This is a genomic window from Arthrobacter sp. NPDC058288 (genome assembly GCF_042880995.1).
Lineage (GTDB): Bacteria > Actinomycetota > Actinomycetes > Actinomycetales > Micrococcaceae > Arthrobacter.
Genome location: NZ_JBHVYH010000006.1, coordinates 22530 through 44198 on the forward strand (window position 1 = coordinate 22530; position 21669 = coordinate 44198).

Annotated in this window: 20 protein-coding genes; 9 read left to right on the forward strand and 11 right to left on the reverse strand. The window is 66.1% G+C overall.

What is annotated here, in order from left to right:
• The first annotated feature begins 11 nt into the window (after positions 1-11).
• Positions 12-1055 (forward strand): NAD(P)-dependent alcohol dehydrogenase, encoded by a 1044-nt coding sequence (locus ACFVWT_RS15610; protein WP_390249329.1) that lies wholly within the window; start codon positions 12-14, stop codon positions 1053-1055.
• Between the two features lie 123 nt (positions 1056-1178).
• Here ACFVWT_RS15610 and ACFVWT_RS15615 read toward each other — a convergent pair whose 3' ends face one another.
• Entirely contained in the window at positions 1179-4196 is a 3018-nt protein-coding gene (locus tag ACFVWT_RS15615) for an alpha-amylase family glycosyl hydrolase (protein WP_390249811.1), read from the reverse strand.
• Between the two features lie 215 nt (positions 4197-4411).
• Here ACFVWT_RS15615 and ACFVWT_RS15620 point away from each other — a divergent pair, with 215 nt between their 5' ends.
• Positions 4412-5338: a putative protein N(5)-glutamine methyltransferase gene (locus tag ACFVWT_RS15620; protein ID WP_390249331.1), complete on the forward strand. Its 927-nt coding sequence runs from the start codon at positions 4412-4414 to the stop codon at positions 5336-5338.
• 74 nt (positions 5339-5412) lie between these two features.
• Here ACFVWT_RS15620 and ACFVWT_RS15625 read toward each other — a convergent pair whose 3' ends face one another.
• The 7 genes from ACFVWT_RS15625 to ACFVWT_RS15655 form a co-directional block, all read right to left on the reverse strand.
• Complete coding sequence (locus ACFVWT_RS15625) at positions 5413-6468, reverse strand: glycosyltransferase family 4 protein (protein WP_390249333.1); 1056 nt, start codon at positions 6466-6468, stop codon at positions 5413-5415.
• A gap of 14 nt (positions 6469-6482) precedes the next feature.
• Positions 6483-8642 carry a glycogen debranching N-terminal domain-containing protein gene (locus ACFVWT_RS15630; RefSeq protein ID WP_390249335.1) on the reverse strand — a complete coding sequence of 720 codons (2160 nt, stop codon included), beginning with the start codon at positions 8640-8642 and terminating at the stop codon, positions 6483-6485.
• A gap of 276 nt (positions 8643-8918) precedes the next feature.
• Complete coding sequence (locus ACFVWT_RS15635; RefSeq protein WP_390249337.1) at positions 8919-9446, reverse strand: hypothetical protein; 528 nt, start codon at positions 9444-9446, stop codon at positions 8919-8921.
• A 149-nt stretch (positions 9447-9595) separates the two neighbouring features.
• Positions 9596-9859, reverse strand: coding sequence for a GlsB/YeaQ/YmgE family stress response membrane protein (locus ACFVWT_RS15640; RefSeq protein WP_011690132.1), 264 nt, complete (start codon positions 9857-9859; stop codon positions 9596-9598).
• Between the two features lie 133 nt (positions 9860-9992).
• Entirely contained in the window at positions 9993-10823 is an 831-nt protein-coding gene (locus tag ACFVWT_RS15645; protein ID WP_390249339.1) for an aldo/keto reductase, read from the reverse strand.
• 148 nt (positions 10824-10971) lie between these two features.
• Positions 10972-11943 carry an aldo/keto reductase gene (locus ACFVWT_RS15650; RefSeq protein ID WP_390249341.1) on the reverse strand — a complete coding sequence of 324 codons (972 nt, stop codon included), beginning with the start codon at positions 11941-11943 and terminating at the stop codon, positions 10972-10974.
• Positions 11944-11972: 29 nt separating this feature from the next.
• Positions 11973-12818, reverse strand: coding sequence for an aldo/keto reductase (locus ACFVWT_RS15655; protein WP_390249343.1), 846 nt, complete (start codon positions 12816-12818; stop codon positions 11973-11975).
• Between the two features lie 187 nt (positions 12819-13005).
• On the opposite strand from ACFVWT_RS15655, the gene ACFVWT_RS15660 reads away from it, so the two are divergent.
• Entirely contained in the window at positions 13006-13902 is an 897-nt protein-coding gene (locus ACFVWT_RS15660) for a helix-turn-helix transcriptional regulator (RefSeq protein ID WP_390249345.1), read from the forward strand.
• Positions 13903-13987: 85 nt separating this feature from the next.
• Entirely contained in the window at positions 13988-14185 is a 198-nt protein-coding gene (locus ACFVWT_RS15665; protein WP_390249347.1) for a hypothetical protein, read from the forward strand.
• Positions 14186-14196: 11 nt separating this feature from the next.
• Here the strand turns inward: ACFVWT_RS15665 and ACFVWT_RS15670 are convergent, their stop codons facing one another.
• Positions 14197-14406, reverse strand: a complete 210-nt coding sequence (locus ACFVWT_RS15670) for a dodecin (protein ID WP_011690139.1) — start codon at positions 14404-14406, stop codon at positions 14197-14199.
• 77 nt (positions 14407-14483) lie between these two features.
• Positions 14484-15350, reverse strand: coding sequence for an SGNH/GDSL hydrolase family protein (locus ACFVWT_RS15675; protein ID WP_390249813.1), 867 nt, complete (start codon positions 15348-15350; stop codon positions 14484-14486).
• Between the two features lie 175 nt (positions 15351-15525).
• On the opposite strand from ACFVWT_RS15675, the gene ACFVWT_RS15680 reads away from it, so the two are divergent.
• The gene (locus tag ACFVWT_RS15680) at positions 15526-15783 is read left to right on the forward strand and encodes a metal-sensitive transcriptional regulator (protein WP_390249349.1); all 258 of its coding nucleotides are present in this window, start codon (positions 15526-15528) and stop codon (positions 15781-15783) included.
• 11 nt (positions 15784-15794) lie between these two features.
• Here ACFVWT_RS15680 and ACFVWT_RS15685 read toward each other — a convergent pair whose 3' ends face one another.
• Positions 15795-16505, reverse strand: coding sequence for a FadR/GntR family transcriptional regulator (locus ACFVWT_RS15685; protein ID WP_390249351.1), 711 nt, complete (start codon positions 16503-16505; stop codon positions 15795-15797).
• Between the two features lie 152 nt (positions 16506-16657).
• Here ACFVWT_RS15685 and ACFVWT_RS15690 point away from each other — a divergent pair, with 152 nt between their 5' ends.
• From ACFVWT_RS15690 to ACFVWT_RS15705, 4 genes are all read left to right on the forward strand, one after another.
• Complete coding sequence (locus ACFVWT_RS15690; protein WP_390249353.1) at positions 16658-18169, forward strand: four-carbon acid sugar kinase family protein; 1512 nt, start codon at positions 16658-16660, stop codon at positions 18167-18169.
• 36 nt (positions 18170-18205) lie between these two features.
• Complete coding sequence (locus ACFVWT_RS15695; RefSeq protein ID WP_390249355.1) at positions 18206-19108, forward strand: NAD(P)-dependent oxidoreductase; 903 nt, start codon at positions 18206-18208, stop codon at positions 19106-19108.
• Between the two features lie 177 nt (positions 19109-19285).
• Positions 19286-20752, forward strand: coding sequence for a GntP family transporter (locus ACFVWT_RS15700; RefSeq protein ID WP_390249357.1), 1467 nt, complete (start codon positions 19286-19288; stop codon positions 20750-20752).
• Positions 20752-21624 carry a class II fructose-bisphosphate aldolase gene (locus ACFVWT_RS15705; RefSeq protein WP_390249359.1) on the forward strand — a complete coding sequence of 291 codons (873 nt, stop codon included), beginning with the start codon at positions 20752-20754 and terminating at the stop codon, positions 21622-21624. The genes ACFVWT_RS15700 and ACFVWT_RS15705 overlap by 1 nt, the downstream gene beginning before the upstream one ends.
• The last annotated feature ends 45 nt before the right edge of the window (positions 21625-21669 follow it).

Below are 21669 nucleotides of genomic sequence, written 5' to 3' on the forward strand. Positions count from 1 at the left end.
TGGAGAAAACATTGCTTACCGCTAACGCTTACGCCGCCCCGTCCGCTGACGGAGACCTGGTTCCCACCACCATTGAACGCCGCGACGTCGGACCCCACGATGTGCTGATCGACATCAAGTTCGCCGGCATCTGCCACTCGGATATCCACACCGTCCGCGGCGACTGGGGACCCCAGCAATACCCGCTGGCACCGGGACACGAAATCGCCGGAATCGTCACCGAAGTTGGCTCCGAAGTCACCAAGCACGCCGTCGGCGACCGCGTCGGCGTCGGCTGCATGGTGAATTCCTGCCGCGAGTGCGTCAACTGCCAGAAGGGCGAGGAGCAGTACTGCCTCAAGGGCAACATCGGCACCTACGGCGCTGTTGACCGCGACGGCACCATCACCCAGGGCGGCTACTCCACGCACGTCGTGGTGACCGAAGACTTCGTCGTGCGGATCCCCGAGGGCATCGAGCTCGACGTCGCCGCGCCGCTGCTCTGCGCCGGCATCACCACCTACTCGCCGCTGCGCCACTGGGGTGCAGGCCCCGGCAAGAAGGTCGCCGTCCTCGGGCTGGGCGGCCTGGGCCACATGGCCGTCAAGATCGCCCATGCCATGGGCGCCGAGGTTACGGTGCTGTCCCAGTCGCTCAAGAAGCAGGAAGACGGCCTGAAATTGGGCGCGGACCACTACTACGCCACGAGCGACGAGAACACCTTCAGCGACCTGGCCGGCAGCTTCGACCTGATCATCAACACTGTCAGCGCGTCGATCGACATCAGCTCCTACCTGCAGCTGCTGACCCTCGACGGCGCCCTGGTGAACGTCGGCGCACCGGCTGAGCCGCTCCCCGTGAACGCGTTCGCGCTTATCGCCGGCCGCCGCTCCTTCGCCGGCTCGATGATCGGCGGCATCCGCGAGACCCAGGAAATGCTCGACTTCTGCGCCGAGCACCACCTGGGCGCCGAGATCGAGGTCATCCCGGCCGAGAAGATCAACGAGGCCTACGAACGCGTCCTCGCCTCCGACGTCCGGTACCGCTTTGTGATCGACACCGCGACGCTCAACTAGAGCACAGCACGGCAGCGACCCGGAAGCTGTCGCAACCAAAGGCAGCGCCGTCCTCACGAGAGGGCGGCGCTGCTTTCGGTTTACATCGGCCGGCGGGGGTTTGCCGGGTCCGCCGGTTGGCCGCTATCCGGCCGTCATCACATGCGTGAAGTGGTCGTACCGGATGGTGAGCGGGCCGCCGTCGTGCGCCAGGCTGATGTTGGCACCGTTCGGTGAACCGCCGGCACCGTAGCTCTCGGCCCAGGACCGGTTCAGGGCGGCCTTGAACTCGTAGTTGCCGGCCGGCAGGGCTGGCACTGACAGCTTCCACACCAGGTCGGCCGGGTCCAGCGTCAACTGCGCCTGGTCACACGCTGGCATCCAGTCCTCCGGGCACCCAAGCTCCGAGTTCATGCTCCCTGCCACGGCTACGGCTCCCGGCTGCTGTGAGGCGTAGACAGGGCTCAGCACATGCGTGGTGTGGTCGTAGCGGAACGTCACGGCGCCGCCCGGGTGCTCCAGCACGATGTTCGAACCGTTCAAGGCACCCCCTGCGCCGTAGTTCTCGTCCCAGCCGCCGTTCAGGGCGGCCTTGAACTCATACGTGCCCGCCGGCAGTTTCGGCACCGTCAGGCGCCAGATCTTGTCCGCCGGGTCCAGCGTCATGAAGGCCGCCTCGCACGCCGGCTGCCAGTCGTCCGGGCAGCCGAGTTCGGAGTTCAGGCTACCGGCCACCGTCACGGAGTCCGGCTGAGGGATCTCGCCGGCCACCACGGTCCTGATATTGCTGACCACGTTCTCCGCGCCCGGAACGGACATGGTTGCCCGGTAGCGGACCTGCGTGCCGTCGGCGAGCCCCAGCGCAGTGAGGTCATCGAAGACCGTGTACGCCGGAGACGAGCTGTCCGAACCGATCGGTGCCCACTCGCCACCGCCCACACTGCGTTCGAAGGTGACAGTGTAGTCGGCCTTCTCCGGGCTGGCCGTGGCGCTGACCTCCACCTTGCCGTCCACGCTGCTGCCCTCCGCCGGTTTCAGCATGGCGAGGACCGGCGAAGGGACCGTACCCGAACGGGCCGCGCTGACCGAGGTATGCCCGCCATTGTCCAGGGCCACCGCGCGGTATTCCACAGCCGTGCCGGGGTTCAGCCCCGTGACGTCATGGAACACCTGGTACGGGGCGGTGTCATCCGTACCGATCGGCTCCCATTCCCCGCCCGCTGTGCGCGCCTGGAAGGTGACCTCGTAGAACGACGAACCGTCGACGTCGGCCGCCACCCGGATCCTGCCGTTGTCACCTTCCGCCGTAGCCGGCTCCTGGAGGGCGACGGCGGGAGCCGCCTTGGAGCGCGGGATCCGCCCCGACGATTCGTAGACCACCGCGGAAAGCGGCGGGACGGTGACGGTGAGCTTGCCGTCGTCAGCGGTCTTGGACTCGGCAGCTGAACCGCCGGCGTCGCCGTAGATCCTGCTGTAGTTGCGCTTGGCGATATAAGTGGGCACCTCCGCCGTCTGGGCGGTCCCGCTGTTGTTCACCGCCACGACGTACTCGCGCTGGTCGTTCGCATCAGTGCGGGAGAACGCGTAGATTCCCTGGCCCTCGGCGGCGTACCGGTTCTGGTGGGCGCCGTTGCGCAGCGCCGGGTGCTCAGCGGTCAGCCCTGCGAGTTCGCTGATCTTGCTGTACAGCGGGTGGCCGGTGTTGAAGTTGTCCGTGGCATGGGTGGCATCGGTGCCCAGCAGGTCATCGTCCAGGTATTCCGGCACCTTGCTGGCGAAGAGCGTCTGGCGCGCGTCCTGGTCCCCGCCGGGGCCGGTGAAGCCCTGCTCGTCGCCGTAGTAGACCACCGGGTTGCCGCGGGAGAAGTACATCAGTTCGTGGGCCAGCCGGTCCCGGGCAACGCGCTCGGCGTCGTCCGCGCCGGGGTTGTCCGCGGCAATGAAGCTGCCGATCCGGCCCATGTCGTGGTTGCCCAGGAACGTGGGCAGCTCGTAGACGTTGGAGTCGGCATCGGTGTACCAGTCGTCCCCGGCGAAGAACGTCTCCAGCTGGCTGGCGGACTGGCTGCGGGAGGCGAAGTTCCGGGCAGCATCCTGGAACGGGAAATCCAGCACTGCCTGCATCTTGTTGCGGGTGGTGAACTGCGAGGTGAAGCTCTTGGAGGTGTCGAAGACCTCGCCGAACATAAAGAACTCGTCCTTGCCCTGTTCCTTGGCATATTGCAGGACCTTGGGCCCGAACTCCTGCCAGAACTCGTCATTGACGTGCTTCATGGTGTCGATCCGGAAGCCGTCCACACCGAAATCCTTGATCCAGTCTTCGTAGACCTTCGTCATTCCCTCGACCACTTTGGGGTTCTCGGTGAAGAGGTCGTCCAGGCCGAAGAAGTCGCCGTAGAAGGAGTCCTCGCCCTGGAAGGTGGTGTCGCCGCGGTTGTGGTAAAGCGTGGGGTCGTTGAGCCAGGACGGAACCTTGAGGTTCTCTTCGCCCTTATCCAGGACCGGCGTGTAAGGGAAGGAAGTGGAAGGATCCAGCGTGGGGAAGGTGTCCGTGCCGGCGTAGTCGCGGTCGTCGAACGCTTCCCCGGCAGCAGTCTTGTACGGTGCGGCGTCCTTGGACTTGTAGGCTGTGCGGGCGCCTTCCTCGTAGCCGATCACGTCCGCGGTGTGGTTGGTGATGATGTCGAAGTAGACCTTCATCCCGCGCGAGTGGGCCTCGTCAATCAGCGCCTTCAGTTCGGCGTTGGTGCCCAGGTGCGGGTCGATCTGGGTGAAGTCGGTGACCCAGTAGCCGTGGTAGCCGGCCGATTTGTCCTCCGGCTGGACCGCCTTGTTCTTGAAGCTGGGAGTCAGCCAGATGGACGTGGTGCCCAGGCCTTGGATGTAGTCGATCTTATCCAGCAGGCCTTTGAGGTCGCCGCCGTTATAGAAGCCCTTCTTGGTCGGGTCGAAGCCGGAGACCATCGGATCGGAACCCAGGCCGCCGTCGTCGTTTGCGCTGCTTCCGTTGCTGAAGCGGTCGGCCATCACGAAATAGAAGTTCTCGTCCGTCACCGGGGCGCGGAGCGAATGCGGGGCCGACGGCGCGCCCGGGCTTTTCGGCTCCGGCGCCGCCTGGACGGGGGCCGCCAGGGCGGCCGCTGCAACCAGTGCCGCCACCACCGCGGCGAGGCCCCTGATTGGTTGGGGGCAGGGTGGATTCTTGGTGTTTGAACTGCGGAAAAACACGATAAGGAAACCTTCCGGAAAGCGACTTTGCTGCTGTGAAGGACGATGCGGGAGACCGCTTCTGAGAGCCAAGTCACAACTGTAAGCGCTTGCACTGACTTTTTCCAGCAAATCCCAAGGTTGCTTGGTATCTGCCCGGATTCGGTAGCATGAAACCCATCCGCCCGGACCTGAGGGAGCTGCCGTTGCCGCCGGAACGCCCACTACCGACCGGCCGTACCGTGCCTGCTGTCAGCCCGGAAACGCGCAGTCCGGACGAGGCGGTTCACCGCCTGCGGGCCGCCGGCTGCGTGTTCGCCGAGGAGGAAGCCCGATTGCTCGCCGGGGCGGCTGCCTCGGCTGCGGAGCTGGAAGCGATGATCGGGCGGCGCGTCGCAGGCCTGCCACTGGAGCACATCCTCGGCTGGGCCGAATTCTGCGGGCTGCGTATCGGTGTCACGGCAGGGGTGTTTGTGCCGCGCCGCCGCACGGAGTTCCTCGTACGCCAGGCGGAGCAGCTGCTTCGCGGCGTTCAGGGCGACGACGCCCACCGCCGCGGGGTTCACGGCGACGGCGCTAACGGCACGCGGCAGCCCGTCGTCGTGGACCTGTGCTGCGGTTCCGGCGCAGTGGGGGCTGCGCTGGCAGCACGGGTGGCCGGAATCGAACTGCACGCCTCGGACCTGGATCCGGCTGCGGTGCTATGTGCCAAGGGAAACATCGAGCCGGCCGGCGGGCGCGTCCACGAAGGCGACCTCTTCGGACCCCTGCCGGCGCGGCTGCGCGGCGGCATCGCAGTCCTGGTAGCCAACGCCCCCTATGTGCCGACGGCCGCGATCGGGACCATGCCCCCGGAAGCCCGCACGCATGAGCCGCTGATGTCGCTGGACGGCGGTCCGGACGGGCTGGACATCCAGCGAAAGGTTATCGCCGAGGCGCCGGCCTGGCTTGCCCCGGGCGGCCACGTGCTGATCGAGACAAGCCGGAGGCAGGCGCGGCGGACCATCGGGCTGATGCGCAGCGCGGGACTCGCGGCCCGGCTGGCCAGCGACCCGGAGCTGGACGCCACGGTGGCGATCGGCCTGAAGCGGGACTGACGACTCTTTGCGTTCCGCTGTCCACCTCAGAACCCGTGCACCTCAGAAACCGGGCACCTCAGAACGCGGGCACCTCAGAACCCGGCCGCGGCGGCCTGCGCGGCGGCGCGGGGTGATCCCGCCAGGAGCTCCGAATAGAACCGGATGTAATCCCGGACCATCCGCTGGGAACTGAAGCGCTGCTCGGCCGAGCGCCGGCAGTCGCTGCGGCGGAGCCATCTGCAGCCCTGCAGTGCCTCGGCGAGGCCCTGGAGGCTGTCCGCGAGGAACCCCGTTTCGCCGTCGCTGATGATCTCAGGAGCCGAGCCCCGGCGTGTTGCCACCACCGGGGTGCCGGCGGCCAGGGCTTCGATCATCACCATTCCGAACGGTTCCGGCCACTGGATCGGGTTCAGCAGCGCTACGGACTCGCCGAGCAGCCGGTACTTGTCCGCCGTGCCCAGCTCGCCGAGGTATTCAACATCCGGTCCCAGCAGCGGCTCGATCACGTCGTGGAAGTAATCGAGTTCGAACGCTTCGCGCATCTTCGCGCCGATCCGCAACGGGATGCCCGCCTTGCGCGCCACCATGATGGCCTGGAGGAGGCCCTTGTTCGGGTGCATCCGTCCCAGGAAGCACGCTCCGCCCGTGTGCGACGGGCTGTACCGTACGCCCCGTACATCGAGGCCGTGGTGGATGACGGCGTCCACGTCCATGCCGCGGGCCGTGGAGGCCTGGTGGTGCGAGATGGCCACGAGCGCCGTCTCCCGGTGCATGGCACGGTAGATCAGGCTGAGTTCGTCGTCGAAAGGCCCGTGCAGGGTGGTGACGCGGGGAACACCGGGCATGCTCCGCTGGCACAGCGGACCGAGCAGCGTGTGGTCGTGGATGATATCCACGTCCTCCATGGCGTCGTAGGCGCGGAGCACATGCAGAAGCTCCTGCCGTCCCGAGTCCATGCTGAGCTCGAACGAGTCCGGGAGTCCCGGAACCCTCGGCACGGGACAGGTGCTGTCGCCCGAGGCCGCGAGCACGACGTCGTGCCCTGCCTCCGCCAGCCCCGCGGCCAGGGTGTGTACCACCGATTCCGTGCCGCCGTAGCTGGGTGGGGGAACGGGTATCCATGGTGGTGCCAGGATTCCTATGCGCATTGTGCCTCCTTACATCAGCCGGCCTTTCGGCCGGGGTCGTGGTGGACCCGGATGAGGTCCGCCAGGGGTTCCTGCGTCCCCAGATGCAGTTCAATGGCCGGCGGCAGCCCCGTCACTTGCACGGCGTTGCCCGACACCTCGATGGTCAGGCGGGAGCCGGCCAGCGGCACCTGTTCCTTCTTCAGGTAGCCGAATCCGTCCGGGAAGGCCGGGCTCACCCAGAGCCGGCCGGTCGGGGCGGAGGGATCAAGTCGCAGCAGGACACGGATGAGGTGGATGGGAGTGGCCGAGGCCCAGGCCTGAGGGGAGCACGACGACGGATAGGCCACCGGGGGGCGGCCCGTTTCGCGCGGGAAACCGCAAAAGAGCTCCGGGAGCCTGCCGCCGAACGCTTCCGCGGCATCGAAGATGGCCATGGCCACCCGCTGCGCTTCTTCAATGAAGCCGTACCGCATCAGACCGGAAGCAATGAGGGCGTTGTCGTGCGGCCACACGGAACCGTTGTGGTAGCTCACGGGGTTGTATGCGCCCATGCTTGACGCGAGGGTGCGCACGCCCCAGCCGGAGAACATGTCCGGCTCCATCAGGCGCTGCGCCACAAGGGGTGCCTTGTCATCGTCCACGATTCCCGACCAGAGGCAGTGCCCCATGTTGGACGCGCAGGCATCCACTGGCCGCTTGTCCTTGTCCAGGGCCACCGCGAAGTAGCCGCGCCGCGGCAGCCAGAACCTGCGGTTGAACTCTTCCTTGAGTGCGGCCGCCCGGTCGCCCCAGCTGCGGGCAAGGGCGGTCTCGCCGGCATCCAGGGCGAGCAGCGCGCGGGCAACGTAGGCGCTGTAGACGTATCCCTGCACCTCGCACAGGGCAATGGGCGGTTCGGCGAGGGTGCCGTCCGCAAAATTGATGCCGTCGTAGGAGTCCTTCCAGCCCTGGTTGAGGAGGCCATGCCGGGTGGCGCGCTCGTATTCCACGAAGCCGTCACCGTCACGGTCCCCGTGGTGGGTAATCCACTCCAGCGCGCGGTCAGCGTTGGGGAGGAGCTCCTGCACCGCACGGGGCTCCAGTCCCCAGCGGCTGACTTCACCCAGGAGCGTGACGAAGAGCGGCGTGGCGTCCGCCGTTCCGTAGTAGGTCTTTTCGCCGCCCAGCGACAGGGCAGCGCCGGAACCGAGCCGCACTTCGTGGAGGATCCGTCCGGGCTGTTCCTCTGTGATCTTGTTGATTTTCTGGCCCTGGTGTTCGGCAAGCGTCTGTAATGTGCCCAGCGCAATGGCAGGATCCACGGGCAGCGCCATGTGGGAGGTCAGCAGGGCGTCGCGGCCGAACAGTGCCATGAACCACGGCGCGCCGGCGGCAATCACGGTGCGGTCCGGATGTGCGGGGTCCGCGATCCGCAGTGAGCCAAGGTCCCGCTGGCTCTGGCGCAGGATCTTTTCGAGCAGGGGATTGTCCATGCTGATGACCGGCGCAGCAGCGCGCCAGGTCCGGTGGCGCCGGGCGGGAACCGATTCGTTCGGCGGTGTACTGGCGGAGAACCGGCCCGCCGGTTCGCTGCCGTCAGAGCTGGGCGTCACCACGATGGTGGCGGTCCACGATCCCTTCGCGGGAACGGTCACCTTGAACATCACTCCGTGGCGGTTCACGTCGGCTCCCGGGGCGCGGATGGTCACGGCGAGCAGCCGCCCGTTGTGCCGGCCGCTGATGACCAGCCGGTCACCCTCCGGCCGGTGGGAGGGGCGGAGCTGTCGGGTCTTCCGGCCGGCTTTGACCTCGAACAAGTCCGCGAAGTCCGCCTCCACCGCCAGCTTGATGCTGCAGGGCGCCGGGCTGCTGGAGTAGTTGCTCAGGGTGAGCGTCTCACGGACGCCGTCGCCCACCTGCCGGTCCCGCTCGATCACCATGGGCCGATCGGCCGCCCCGTCCGGCTGGGGCGCCCGGCCGGTGAAGACGGCCCGGTATGGCTCCGGGTTCACTGCCAGGAGGCCTTCCACCACGTGGTTGTTCACCAGCAGGTTCCAGCGGGACAGGATCCTGGTGTCCTGGTAAAAAACGCCGTGGGCCAGTCCGGGATCCAGGTCGCCGTTGCCGGCGGAAATGAAGAACGACGATCCCTCAACGATGGTCACTGCATTGGGGCCGACGGATCCGGACGTGTCCAGGTTCCAGCCGTTCATGGACGCCGCCGGGCAAGGGGCCGCGCCGCACGTGCCGGAGGAACGGGGGCCAGGCGTCGAGAAGTCATGAAATCACTCCGGACCGGGGGATTCAATGGCTGACTGCTTAGCCACCCACATTCTAAAATTCCGGGCAGCCCCGGACAAGGTCCTTTGGACCCTTGCCAGGGTCCCTCGCCGAGGGCCCTGGGACGCGCAGGGCGGGAACGGGGGGCAGACACAGGCCGACCCGCCCGGAACATGGTCCGGACGGGTCGGCGCAGCTGTTGGCGGGTTTTAGCTCCGCTCGGGACTCGTGTTGGTGGCGGCGCCGGCGGGTGTGGCGCCGCCCTCATCGGACCAGTCCTGGCCGGTGGAGTCGTTGAGGGCCGGGTCGCTGGTGGTGTCGGGGATGCCGCTGGCAGTGCTGCTGTCCGCGTTTCCGCTGTCCGCAGTCCCCAGGTTGACGGTCTCCGGGTGCGTGCTGTGCGAGGGGACGTAGTCGCCGGCGGGCAGATCGCCGTCCGCGACGGGACCGCCGGAGGCAGCGTGGCCGTCCTTGGTGGTGTCGCTTGGCTTGTCCCGGTGCACAGCGGAACTGATGACCGTGCCGGCGCGGCGGGCGGCTTCCGTTAGCTGGTCAGAAACTTCGGGAGCCTTTTCCTTGACCGCCTCGGTTGCCGCAGCCACTTTGTCCTGGACGGGCTTGCTGTCCCAGAGTGCCGCTGCCCTCGCCTTGATTTTTTCGTAGGCGGCGCGGCCTGACCTGGAGCCGAGGACGAAGCCTGCGGCCATTCCGGTACCAAAAAGAAGTTTTGCTTTCATGATGTACTCCTGCTCCGTGAGAAGGTTCCATACGCGGGCGGGCCGTAGGGGGATGTTGGCCGCCACTCTTAGGCCGAATTTTTCATGGCCGGAATGAAAAAACGGCCCCAGGAAAAATCCCGGGGCCGTTTATCAGGCCGGATTCCGCTTTAGCGGGCCGTGCGCTTGGTGATCATGCCGTAAACAAGCAGGACGATGATCGCGCCGCCAATGGCCAGGAGCCACGTGGACAGCGAGAAGAACTCGTTGATGCCAACACCGAAGAGCAGGCTGCCAATCCAGCCGCCGAGGAAAGCTCCTACGACGCCCAGGAGCAGGGTGATGAAAATGCCACCGCCCTGACGGCCCGGGAGGATTGCCTTAGCGATTGCTCCGGCGATAAGGCCCAGAATCAGAAATGCGAAAAAACCCATTTTATCGTTCCTTCTTCTTTCATTGAGGAGGTGCCCGGATCCCGGGCACGCTACATCCTTCTACCCAATACTAATCATGCTTAGTATTAATCTGCCAGTCGGTGGACCTGTGAATTCCCGGGAACGCCGATTTTCAGTGACCTTGAACCTCGGAATTGACTCCGGACTCGTCACCTCCGTCCAGCGTGGCAATGGCGGTCATGTCGTCCTCGTCCAAAGAGAAACCGAAGATTTCCAGGTTCTCCTTCATGCGTTGGGGGTTGGCAGATTTGGGGATGGCAACAAGGCCCTGCTCAACGTGCCAGCGGAGCACGATCTGGCCGGGGGTCTTGCCATGCTTGCGGGCGATCCTTCCCAGTACTGGGGCGTTGAGGAGGTCGCTGCCGGCACCCAGCGGGCTGTATGACTCGGTGACGATCCCATGCCGCCTGTTGTACGCGATATCGACTATCCGCGTGATGGCCGGGCTGACCTGGATCTGGTTCACTGCAGGCACAACGTCGCAGGCAGCCATAAGCCTCTCCAGGTGCCCCGGCTTGAAGTTGGACACACCGATTGACCGCACTTTGCCTGCCGCCTGCAACCGTTCAAAAGTTTTCCAGGTGGAGATGAATTCATCCCGCCGGGGGAGTGGCCAATGGATCAAAAGCAGGTCCACGTAGTCCAGCCCGAGGCGGGTGAGCGATCCGTCCAGTCCGGCTACGGCCCTGTCCTGCCCCTGGAATTCGCCGTCCAGTTTGGTGGTGATGAACAGGTCCGACCGGTCAAGGCCGCTGGCGCGCACGCCATTGCCCACACCTTTTTCGTTGCCGTATTTCACGGCGGTGTCGATGTGGCGGTACCCCGCCTCCACCGCCTGCACCACGGCCTCAGCCACCTGGTGATCGTCCAGCGGCCAGGTCCCCAGGCCGATCTGCGGAATCCGGGATCCGTCGTTGAGCTCAATCACTGGTGAGAGTGCCATTTGGAAAGTCTTTCCTATCGCAGTGGGTTTGCACAGATGCCGGAAGGCACGGTCTTCCAACGATGGCGCAGCTAACCGCGGGGGTGGCGAACCGGCGGACCGGTGAGGTCCAAGGCTTGCGACGGCGACGCCACCGTGGCCGGTAACTTCACCAGGCGTAGTCTTCCGGAGCGGTGCGGTGCCCCGGGAAGATGTCGTCGAGGCGCTTGAGCGCATCGGCGTCGAGCGTCACGTCCAGGGCCCTGATGGCGGCGTCGAGCTGTTCCTGCGTGCGGGGACCGACGATCGGTGCGGTGACCGCGGGCTGGTGCAGCAGCCAGGCCAGGGCAATATCGCCGGGCTCGTGGCCCAGGTCGTCGGCCAGGTCCTCGTACTGGCGGATCTGCTCCTGGTGCTTCTTCAGTGTTTCGGCCGCCCGTCCTTCGGTGCGGCGGACGCCGTCGCGCTCCTTCTTGAGCACGCCGCCCAAGAGGCCGCCGTGCAGCGGCGACCAGGGGATCAGTCCCAAACCGTATTGCTGCGCGGCGGGAATGACTTCCAGTTCCAGGTTGCGGGTCAGGAGGTTGTAGATCGACTGCTCGCTGACCAGTCCGGTGAAGTTGCGGCGGGCGGCGGATTCCTGAGCCTGGGCGATGTGCCAGCCGGCAAAGTTGCTGCTGCCCGCGTAAAGGATCTTGCCCTGCTGGACAGCCACGTCCATGGCCTGCCAGATCTCGTCCCAGGGGGTGTTCCGGTCGATGTGGTGGAACTGGTAAATGTCGATGTAGTCGGTCTGGAGCCGTTTGAGGCTCGCGTCCAGCGCCCGCCTGATGTTCAGGGCGGACAGCTTGGATTCGTTGGGCCGCTCCGTCATGGTGCCGTAGAGCTTGGTGGCCAGCACCGTGCGTTCGCGGCGATCGCCGCCCTGGGCGAACCAGCGGCCGATGATTTCCTCGGTCCAGCCCCGGTGGTCGGTGCCGCCGTATACGTTGGCGGTGTCGAAGAAGTTGATGCCGGAGTCCAGGGCGGAGTCCATGATGGAGTGCGCGGCCGCTTCTTCGGTCTGGGGCCCAAAGTTCATCGTGCCCAGGCACAGGCGGGAAACCTGCAGGCCCGAACGGCCAAGGTGTGTGTACTGCATGCTGAGAATTCCTTTCTGTCTGTGGCCTGCTACATCTGGCTGAAGGCGGCGACGGCGGGGTCGGCGCCCGCACGGGCCCCCGACTCCAGGACCGTGATTTCGCTGAGTTCGGCGGGGGAGAGCTCGACGGCGACGGCACCCAGGTTCTCCCGCATGCGCTTCGAATCGGCTGACTTAGGGATGACGATGGTGCCTTGGGCGAGGTGCCAGGCCAGCACGATCTGGGCCGGAGTGGCGTCGTATTTGCCGGCAAGGTCCTTCACGGCCGCTGCGTTCAGGTCGGCGCCCTGGCCGAGGGGACTGTACGCCTCCACGGCAATGCCGAGTTCCCTGCACTTGGCGGCCAGTTCCTGCTGCTGGAAGGTGGGGTGGATTTCGAACTGGTTCACCGCCGGGACTACGTCCGCTGCGGGGAGGAGGGTGTCCAGGTGCTCGCCGAGGAAGTTGGAGACGCCGATGGCGCGGATCTGGCTGTTGGCGTAGAGCTTCTCCATTGCTTTCCAGGCTTCGGTGAAAAGCCCTTGGGAAGGCACGGGCCAGTGGATCAGGTAGAGGTCCACGAACTCGACGCCGAGTGCCTTGCGGCTGTTCTGGAACGCCTCGTGGGCGTTGCCCTGTTCGCCGTTGCGGAGCTTCGTGGTGATGAAGATGTCTTCGCGGGGAATGCCCGAAGCGGCGATGGCAGCCCCCACTCCGGCCTCGTTCCGGTAGGCTGCGGCGGTATCTATGTGGCGGTAGCCGGCTTCGAGCGCATCTTCGACGATGCGCTGGGTTTCTTCCGGCGGCACCTGGAATACGCCGAAGCCGAGTTGCGGGATCTGGACTCCGTTGTTGAGGGTCAACTGCGGGATGGTGTTTTGGTGCGTCTGGGACATCGTCGGTTCTTCCGGTCGAGGGATCGTCGAAGGGCAAGGGGGAAACCGCTTTCGTGCTGGCTATGTTCCGAGCCTATGCACTTTGCCGCGCCGTGTCAGTAGCCATGCCTGTTCCTGTTTTTCCTAGGACTGACAGTCCTACGTTCGTTGTAGAACGGAAGCTTCCCGGCCGTGCACAATGGAAGGCATGGGTCAGAGCGCCGAGTTTGGAAAATTCCTGAAGGCCATGAGGTCGCGGCTGAAGCCGGAGGATGCAGGGTTGCCCGGAACCTCCGGCGCCCGGCGGGTTCCCGGGCTGCGCCGCGAGGAGATAGCCCGGCTGGCGGATGTGAGCACGGACTATTACACGCGCCTGGAGCAGGGCCGCAACATCCACCCGTCCAGGGCGGTGCTGGATTCAGTGGCGCGGGCCCTGCGCCTGGATTCCAGCGAGCAGGCGCACATGATGGACCTCCTGGAGAACTGCGCGGAATCGCAGCGCTCGCCGATCCCGGCCCAAGGCGTCCGCCCGGCCCTTCGCCAGCTCCTTGGCGCGGTGGGTGACGTCCCGGCGATGGTCCTGGGCCGCCGGAGCGACGTGTTGGCCGGCAACCCGCTGGCGTTCCTGCTGTTTGCCGATTTCCCGGCCATGCCGGCAGGGGAGCGCAACCTCACGCGCTGGCTCTTGCTGGACCCGCGCGCCCGCGAACTGTTCCCCGACTGGAAGGCTGTGGCGGCCGAGGCCGTCGGGGCCCTACGCGTGGATGTCGGGCGGCACCCCAATGATGCACAGGCCAATCAGCTGGTGGGTGAACTCGCGGTCCACAGCGAACACTTCCGCCAATGGTGGGCCGGCCACCGCGTGGCCGCTCCGTCAGCCGGCAGCGTAAGGCTCCGCCACCCGGTGGTCGGAGACCTGGAGCTGGATTTTGAAAACCTGGTGCTGCCGGAGGACCCGGACCAGGTCCTCCGGATATTTTCCGCCAAGCCCGGTTCGGCATCGGCTGATTCGCTCACCCTGCTGGGCAGCTTCGGAGCCGGAATGGACGGAGTGGCCCCGGGGCCAGCCGTTGCGGCTGTGCAGCTGCCACACGAACCCGGCTGAATTTGGGCAAACGCCCATTGGGGGATCCCGGCCCCTTTCCTAGCCTTGGGGTAGACCTTTTTACTACCAAGGATGGGATTCAACGATGAAGCGCATCGCACTGCTCCGCGAACGGGTGGCCACCGCCGGCGCCACAGGGACCCACTGCCCGGCGTCCGGACTGTGGGCCCCGGCGGAGGCGCCGCACGACGGCCAGACCTTTTTTGAAGGACACGTCTTCCCGTCCTACAACGGTTCGCCTACAGTGTGGCGCCGCCAGACGTCAGGGGATACTTCCCGCTGAAATTCCGCGGTTCAGCGCTCCAGGCGGAATCCCAGTTTGATGGTTACCTGCCAGTCGGCCACCTGCCCGTTTTCAAGGTGCCCGCGGATTTCCTTGACCTCGAACCAGTCCAGGTTGCGAAGGGTTTTCGCGGCCTCGGCGATCCCGTTGCGGACGGCAGCGTCCACACCCTCGTTTGAAGTTCCGACAATTTCAGAAATGCTGTAGGTGTGATTCGACAACTTCGCTCCTCATAATCTGCATTGATACCCGGAACTGCGGGCCGTCCCTGCAGATTAGCGGACACGGGGCGGCGCGACTAGGGTTTTCCGGCGGGAAGCGGGCCGGCGGGGAAGGGGCCGTGTGCCATGCCCGGACCGAATATCGGCCCTGGTTCCGGTCGTTTGGCCTTCAGGCCCAGGTTTGCGGGGCGTTGCCGCACCCGGCGCACCACCCACGGGAACAGGTAGTCCTTGGCCCAGACCAGGTCACTGCTTCTAGCATCCCGCCAGCTGCTGACGGGCAGCACCTTGGGCTCGAGCGGCTTCAGGGTGTGGTCCACATTGAGCGTATCCAGCACCATGGCCGCAATGGTGTGGTGGCCCAGCGGGGAGAAGTGCAGGCGGTCGGGATCCCACATGTGCGGAGCCGTCAACTGCCGCAGTGTCCACAAGTCGGCCACCACGCCGTCGTGCCGGGCCGCCAGGGTGCGCAGGTTTTCGTTGTAGATGGCTACCTTGCCGCGGATGCGGCCGAACACCGGAGTGCCTCCCCAATCCGGGCCGGTGAACAGCACCACTGTTGCTCCGGTGGCGCTGAGGAGTCCGATGACAGGGTCCAGCCGCTCCGCCAGCTTGTCAGGATCACTGCCGCGGAACACGATGTCGTTGCCTCCGGCCGAGAGAGTGACCAGGTCCGGCCTGAGTTCAAGTGCGGGCCCTACCTGGTCATCCACGATCTGCTGGAGCAGGCGGCCCCTGACCGCCAGGTTTGCGTAGGCGAAATCCTGGCGTCCCAGGCTCAGCTCTTCCGCGACCCGGTCTGCCCAGCCCCGGACACCGCCGGGGCTTTGTGGCTCCGGATCGCCGTACCCCTCAGTGAAGGAATCTCCCAGTGCCACGTAGCGGTTCCAGGGGTGCGGAGCCGGAGTGGTCGCCGCGGTGGGTGTTCGCGACGGTCCAGGAATGCTGAACGTACTCACGTTCCCATGGTGACTCCATCCGCGGCCCGAAAACAGGGTCCAAGGGCGCAATTCCCCGCGGTCCCAAGGCCCTGGGCCGGTGTGATTCCAGCTACATAAGCCGCAGCCAATACCAAGGGGGGTATAAGATGGACAAAGTCCTAGAGTCACGGAGGAAGCAATGGAACTCGATCCCGCCGACATGAAGCCGGTCATCAACCGCCTGCGCCGCGCGCAGGGGCAGCTGGCGGCTGTAACCCGGATGATCGAAGAGGGCCGCGACTGCAAAAGCGTAGTCACTCAGTTGGCCGCAGTTTCCAGCGCCCTGGACAGGGCCGGTTTCTCCATCATTGCCACCGGCCTTCAGCAGTGCCTGCAGCAGGAGGACCCCACCTTGGACAAGGCTGAACTGGAGAAGCTCTTCCTCTCCCTCGCCTAAGGGCTAAACGGTCAGGCGGTTTTCGCTTCCAGCACGTACGTCTTCAGGTCATCCAGGGTCTGCTGCATGTGGGCGTCCATGGCGCTGCGTGAGCGTCCGGCGTCCCGCGATTCCAGCGCGTCGGCAATTGCCTGGTGGTGCCCGATCGCATGCTCCTGGATGTCGCGGAACTTGGACGTCTGCGTCCGGCGCGTTTCCAGTACGCGGTGCAGCGGCTCGAACAGGACGGCCACAAAAACGTTCTCGGAGGCGCGGAGGATAACGTCGTGGAAGGCGAGGTCGGCTTCCACGAACGCAGCCAGGTCGTCGGAGTCATGGGCCTTGCGCATGGCTGCCACGTAGCCGTGCAGGATCCCGATCTCGGCGTCGCTGATGCGGCCCGCGGCGAGTTCGCACGCCCCCGTTTCCAGCATCCGGCGGAGCTCAATCAGCTGGATCGCAGCGGAGGCATCATTCACGCCCTCTGAAGCCGCGCGGAGGACTGCTTCCAGGGAAGCCCAGCGGTTGAGCGGGTTGACGAAGGTGCCCCGCCCGCGCTCCACGCTCAGGATGCGCTGGGCTTCGAGTGTCTTCATGGCTTCGCGCACGGTCATGCGGCTGACCTCGTGCTTCGCGCTGAGCTCCAGCTCACCCGGGACGCTGGAGCCGGGGGGAAACTCGCCGGCAATGATCCGGTCCAGGAGTTCGTCGGCCACCACGCCGACCAGTGATTTACGTGCCAATTTTCCCCCGTTCAGCTGTGAGCGACGATTTGTCCGACAAGTCTACTTGCGAGTCCGTGTGCCATGTGCCACACTAGCATTCAAATGTTAGATGTCTGACATCTTACAAATCCCTAACCGCAGCAGAGATTTCATACACAACGGAGTGCAAAGTGCCCCTTGAAGCAGATGTACTGGCAGCCTTCCCGGCAGAGGTCCAGATTCCCGCTGAGCTGGTTGCCGACGCTGTCGCGGCGTCTTCGGCAGCCTCCCCCCGAGTGCTCGTGGTGCTCGACGACGACCCCACCGGCACGCAGTCCGTTGCGGACCTGCCCGTGCTCACCCGCTGGGACGTTGCCGACTTCACCTGGGCCTTCTCCCACATTCGGGAGAACAACCTCAAGTCCGCCGTCTACGTCCTGACCAACACCCGCAGCCTGGACCCGGCCGAGGCCGCTGCACGGAACGAAGAAATCGTCCGCAACGCGCTGGCCGCAGCAGGGAACACAGCCGGCGCCGCCGAAGGAAAAGCGCTGCGCCTCGGTTTCGTCAGCCGCAGCGACTCCACCCTCCGGGGCCACTACCCGCTGGAACCTGATGTCATCGCCGCCACCGTAGCTGCCGAGACCGGCGAGGCCACCGACGGCGTAGTGATCGTTCCGGCATTTCCCGACGCCGGCCGCGTCACCATCGGCGGCGTGCACTACATGCGCGGCACCGGGGCAGATGCCGGCACGCTCACCCCCGTGGCCGAGACAGAATTCGCCAAGGACGCAAGCTTCGGGTTCGCCAACTCCGAGATGGCCAGGTACGTCGAGGAGAAGTCGAAGGGCCGGTTCGCCGCAGACTCCGTGATTGTCCTGGACCTCAATATCATCCGTGCCGGTGCTGCCGCCGCGGATCCTGCCATCTCCGCCAAGGCCATCGCGGACGCCATCGAATCCGCCACCGATTCCACGCCAATTGTGGCCGATATCGTTACCGAGAATGACTTCCGCGCCCTGGCCCTCGGCCTGGAAGAAGCAGAACGCCGCGGCAAGAAGCTCCTCTACCGCGTGGGGCCTCCCTTCGTCCGTGGCCGCATCGGCCAGGAAATCCGCGCCCAGCTCAGCGGTGAAGAGGCCTACGCCGGCAACACCCCGTCGGAAGCCGGCGGGCTCATCGTGGTGGGCTCCCACGTCGGTGTCACCACCCGCCAGCTCAAGGCACTCACCGAGCAGCACAGCGCGGCACGCATCGTGGAGATCGACGTCGAGAAGCTGCTTGGCGATAGCGCCGCCGGCTACCTGGACGAAACAGTGGACACGGTGGTGGAGTCGCTGCGCACCGGCGACGTCATCGTCCACACCAGCCGCCTCCTGATCAAGACCGACGACGCCGCCGAAAGCCTGCGGATCGCACGCACCGTGTCCGCTGCCGTCGTCGCCGTCGTGAACCGCACACTCAAGACGTTCCCGCCGCGCTTTGTGATCGCCAAGGGCGGCATCACGTCCTCGGACGTTGCCGCGCACGGCCTGGAAATCCGCCACGCGATCGTCCGCGGCCCCATGCTCCCGGGCATCGTGAGCCTGTGGGAACCGGTGGACGGCCCCGCCAAGGGCATCCCGTACATCGTGTTCGCCGGCAACGTGGGAGACGACTTGTCCCTCGCCGACGTCACCCGCAAGCTCAGCAACACCTTCTAAGCCTCCCCGCCACCCCAAGATTCAATGGAGAACACCATGACCAGCAGCAACTACACCATCACCGTCCTGGGCCTTGGCGCCATGGGCCTGCCCATGGCCACCCGACTCGCCAGCCAGCTCACCGTCCACGGCTTCGACATCGCCGAACCGCGGCTGGAGCTTGCCGCCGAAGCCGGCATCAAGACCTTTGCCTCAGCCCGCGAAGCCTCCGAAGGCGCCGACGCGCTGCTCCTGGCCGTGCGCAACGGCGAGCAGCTCAACGATGTCCTCTTCGGCGAGAACGGCGTAGCCTCCGTGCTCAAGCCGGGCGCCGTCGTGATCCTCGGCAGCACCGTTGGCACCGACGCCATCCCGGCCACGGTGGACCGGCTGGCCGAATACGGCGTCGAGCTGGTGGACGCGCCCCTCTCCGGCGGCCCCAAGCGCGCCGGTGAAGGCGACCTGCTGATCGTGGTGGGCGCATCCCCGGAAGCGCAGGAAAAGGCCCGTCCGGCCCTGGAACTGCTGGCCTCCACCCTCACCGTTGTGGGCGACAAGCCCGGCGACGGCCAGGCGCTCAAGACCGTCAACCAGCTCCTGTGCGGCGTCCACATCGCCGCCGCTGCCGAAGCCCTGGCCCTGGCCGACGCCCTCGGCCTGGACCAGGAGAAGACCCTCAAGGCGCTCGAAGCGGGTGCGGCGGGTTCGTTCATGCTGTCCAACCGCGGCCCGCGCATCCTCGAGGCCTACAACGAGGAAGGTGCCGAAGTGCTGAGCCGCCTGGACATCTTCGTCAAGGACATGGGCATCGTGGGCAAGGCCACCCGTGCCGCCGGCCTGGCGGCCCCCGTTGCCGCCGCTGCCGAGCAGCTCTACCTCCTGGGCCAGGCCCAGGGCCTCGCCGCTGCCGACGACTCCGCTGTCATCAAGGTCGTCGCCCCCACCAGGCGCACCGCTTAACCCCGCTTCCTCCCCGGGAGTTTTTGTCCAGATAATGCGACTTAGAACGCTCTTTGGCGCCATTATCTGGACAAAAACTCCACGCTACCCAAAGCCCGACGACGGCGGTCCCCCCTCCGTCGTCGTCGAACCACCTCGCCGGGCGTTGCCGGCGACGTCAAAGGAGACAATCCCCCAATGAATCCCCTGATCAACTCATTGATGGTGCGGGCGGCTGACGCCGCTCCCATCAAGCCGGCCGTGGAGCTGGGCACTCCGCTCCTCCTGACCATTGCCGCCCTCGGCATCGCGCTCCTGCTGGTCATGATCATCCGCTTCAAGATCCAGGCCTTCGTGGCGCTGCTGACGGTAAGCATCCTCGTGGCCGTGGCATCCCAGATCCCGTTGAAGGATGTCTTCACCGTGGTGGCCACGGGCGTGGGCGGCACCATGGGCAAGGTCGCACTGCTGATCGCCCTCGGAGCGATCCTGGGCCGCATGATCGAGGTATCCGGCGGCGTCCAGTCGCTCGCCTCCCACTTCACCGAGAAGCTCGGAGCCAAGCGGGTGGCTGTGGCACTGACCGCCGTCGGCTTCCTGGTGGCCATTCCGGTGTTTTTCGAAGTCGGCGTGATCGTCCTGGTGCCGATCGTCTACGCATTCGCCAGGATCGCCAAGGTCCACCCCGTGAAGTTCGGCCTGCCCATGGCCGGCATCATGCTGTCCATCCACGTTGCCGTGCCGCCGCACCCGGGCATCGTCGCCGGTGCAGGCGTCTTCGGAGCCGACATCGGGCTCATCACGCTGATCTCCCTTCTCATCTGCATCCCCCTCGGCTTCCTGTCCTACTGGGTTGCCAGCATCATGAACCGCAAGGAATACGAACTCCTCCCCGGCGTCAAAGCACAGGTTGACGAGTTCGGTTCCGCTTCCCTGGTGCACGTGGGCCACGACGGCCCCGGAGCCCAGGCTGTTGCCCCGCCGCGCCCCGGCCTGATCATCTTCCTCATCGCCGCCCCGATCGTCCAGATCCTCCTCGGCACAGTGGGCACCCTGACCATCAGCAAGGACAACTTCTGGTACGGCGTGGCGGCGTTCGTCGGGAACCCCTTCCTGGCCCTGCTCGTGGCCGTTGGCCTGTCGTTCTTCCTGCTGGCGGTCCGCCGCAACTGGTCCCTGCGCGAAACGGGCGAGATCTTCGAAGGTGCGCTGCCTCCCATCGCCTCAATCCTGATGGTGGTTGCCGCCGGCGGCGTGTTCGGTGAAGTACTTCGCACGTCCGGCATCGGCGCGGCACTCTCGCAGACCCTGGACCACCTGGGCCTGCCGCTGATCGTCCTCGGCTTCATCATTTCCCTGGCCCTTCGTGCAGCGCAGGGCTCCGCCACCGTTGCCATTGTCACCACGGCCGGCCTGCTGACCTCGGCCGTCGCGGAAGGCGGATACTCGCCCGCCCAGATCGCCGTGCTGGTCATCGCCATCGGCTTCGGCTCCCTGGGCCTGTCCCACGTGACCGACGCGGGCTTCTGGACCGTGGTGCGGTACTACGGGCTCACCGTGTCCGACGGCCTCCGCACCTGGACCGTCCTCACCACCATCCTGGGACTGGCCGGCTTCGCGCTGACCTTCGTAGCCTGGATCCTGGTGGGGGGCCTGAGCGCCTGATGCGTGCCCGACTCGACCACCTGGTAGTTTCCGCCCTCCAGCAGGGCGCAGCCGTCCCGGCATTCACCTGCTACGACTTCACCACCGCACTGGCCGTGGTGGAGGCGGCGGAAGAAGCCGGCCGCGGGGCCATCCTGCTGGTGGCTCCGAAGACGGCCGGCACCCCCAACGGGCTGCGGCTCATCACCGCCCTCCGCGGACTGGCGGACTCCGCCGGCGTCCCGATTGCCGTGCAGCTGGACCATGCGTCCGATCTCCGGGTGATCGCCGACGCCGTCGCGGCAGGGGCGGATTCGGTCCTCGCGGACGGTTCGTCGCTGCCATACGAGGAAAACATCGCCCTGGTCCGCGAAGCGCGCGCCGTGCTGGAAGCGCAAGGCCACGCCGACGTCGTGATCGAAGCGGAACTGGGCGGGCTGGCTGGTGACGAGGACCGCGCCTTTGGCGCGGATGCCACAGGGTCATCTGCGCAAGGCACCGCCGGACTGACCGACTCCGCGCAGGTGGAGGACTTCGTTGCCCGCACCGGCGCCCAGCTGCTGGCCGTGGCCGTGGGCAACGTGCACGGCAAGTACAAGGGCGAGCCGCAGCTGCGGTGGGACGTGCTGCAGGACATTGCGGTGCGCACCCACATCCCGTTGGTCCTGCACGGCGCCTCAGGTATCCCGGCGGAGGAACTGGTCAAGGCCGCCGCCATGAACGTGGGCAAGGTGAACTTCAACACCGAACTCCGCACCGGCGTGCTGGCCACGCTCGAATCCGAAACGGGTCCGCACCGCGCCGACGGCGAGAACCTCCAGGGTTTGCTCGGGAAATGGAACGCCTCGGCCAGGGAGTTCGCAGCGGGCGCCCTGTCCACCCTCACGAAGTAAGGAGTTTTTGTCCATATATCGCGAGTTGGAGGGCCGTTAGCTCGC

Coding starts and splice junctions, on each gene's coding strand:
- ACFVWT_RS15620 (WP_390249331.1), top strand. CDS start 4,412: ATGAAACCCATCCGCCCGGACCTGAGGGAGCTGCCGTTGCCGCCGGAA.
- ACFVWT_RS15625 (WP_390249333.1), bottom strand. CDS start 6,468: ATGCGCATAGGAATCCTGGCACCACCATGGATACCCGTTCCCCCACCC.
- ACFVWT_RS15630 (WP_390249335.1), bottom strand. CDS start 8,642: ATGAACGGCTGGAACCTGGACACGTCCGGATCCGTCGGCCCCAATGCA.
- ACFVWT_RS15635 (WP_390249337.1), bottom strand. CDS start 9,446: ATGAAAGCAAAACTTCTTTTTGGTACCGGAATGGCCGCAGGCTTCGTC.
- ACFVWT_RS15640 (WP_011690132.1), bottom strand. CDS start 9,859: ATGGGTTTTTTCGCATTTCTGATTCTGGGCCTTATCGCCGGAGCAATC.
- ACFVWT_RS15645 (WP_390249339.1), bottom strand. CDS start 10,823: ATGGCACTCTCACCAGTGATTGAGCTCAACGACGGATCCCGGATTCCG.
- ACFVWT_RS15650 (WP_390249341.1), bottom strand. CDS start 11,943: ATGCAGTACACACACCTTGGCCGTTCGGGCCTGCAGGTTTCCCGCCTG.
- ACFVWT_RS15655 (WP_390249343.1), bottom strand. CDS start 12,818: ATGTCCCAGACGCACCAAAACACCATCCCGCAGTTGACCCTCAACAAC.
- ACFVWT_RS15660 (WP_390249345.1), top strand. CDS start 13,006: ATGGGTCAGAGCGCCGAGTTTGGAAAATTCCTGAAGGCCATGAGGTCG.
- ACFVWT_RS15665 (WP_390249347.1), top strand. CDS start 13,988: ATGAAGCGCATCGCACTGCTCCGCGAACGGGTGGCCACCGCCGGCGCC.
- ACFVWT_RS15680 (WP_390249349.1), top strand. CDS start 15,526: ATGGAACTCGATCCCGCCGACATGAAGCCGGTCATCAACCGCCTGCGC.
- ACFVWT_RS15695 (WP_390249355.1), top strand. CDS start 18,206: ATGACCAGCAGCAACTACACCATCACCGTCCTGGGCCTTGGCGCCATG.
- ACFVWT_RS15700 (WP_390249357.1), top strand. CDS start 19,286: ATGAATCCCCTGATCAACTCATTGATGGTGCGGGCGGCTGACGCCGCT.
- ACFVWT_RS15705 (WP_390249359.1), top strand. CDS start 20,752: ATGCGTGCCCGACTCGACCACCTGGTAGTTTCCGCCCTCCAGCAGGGC.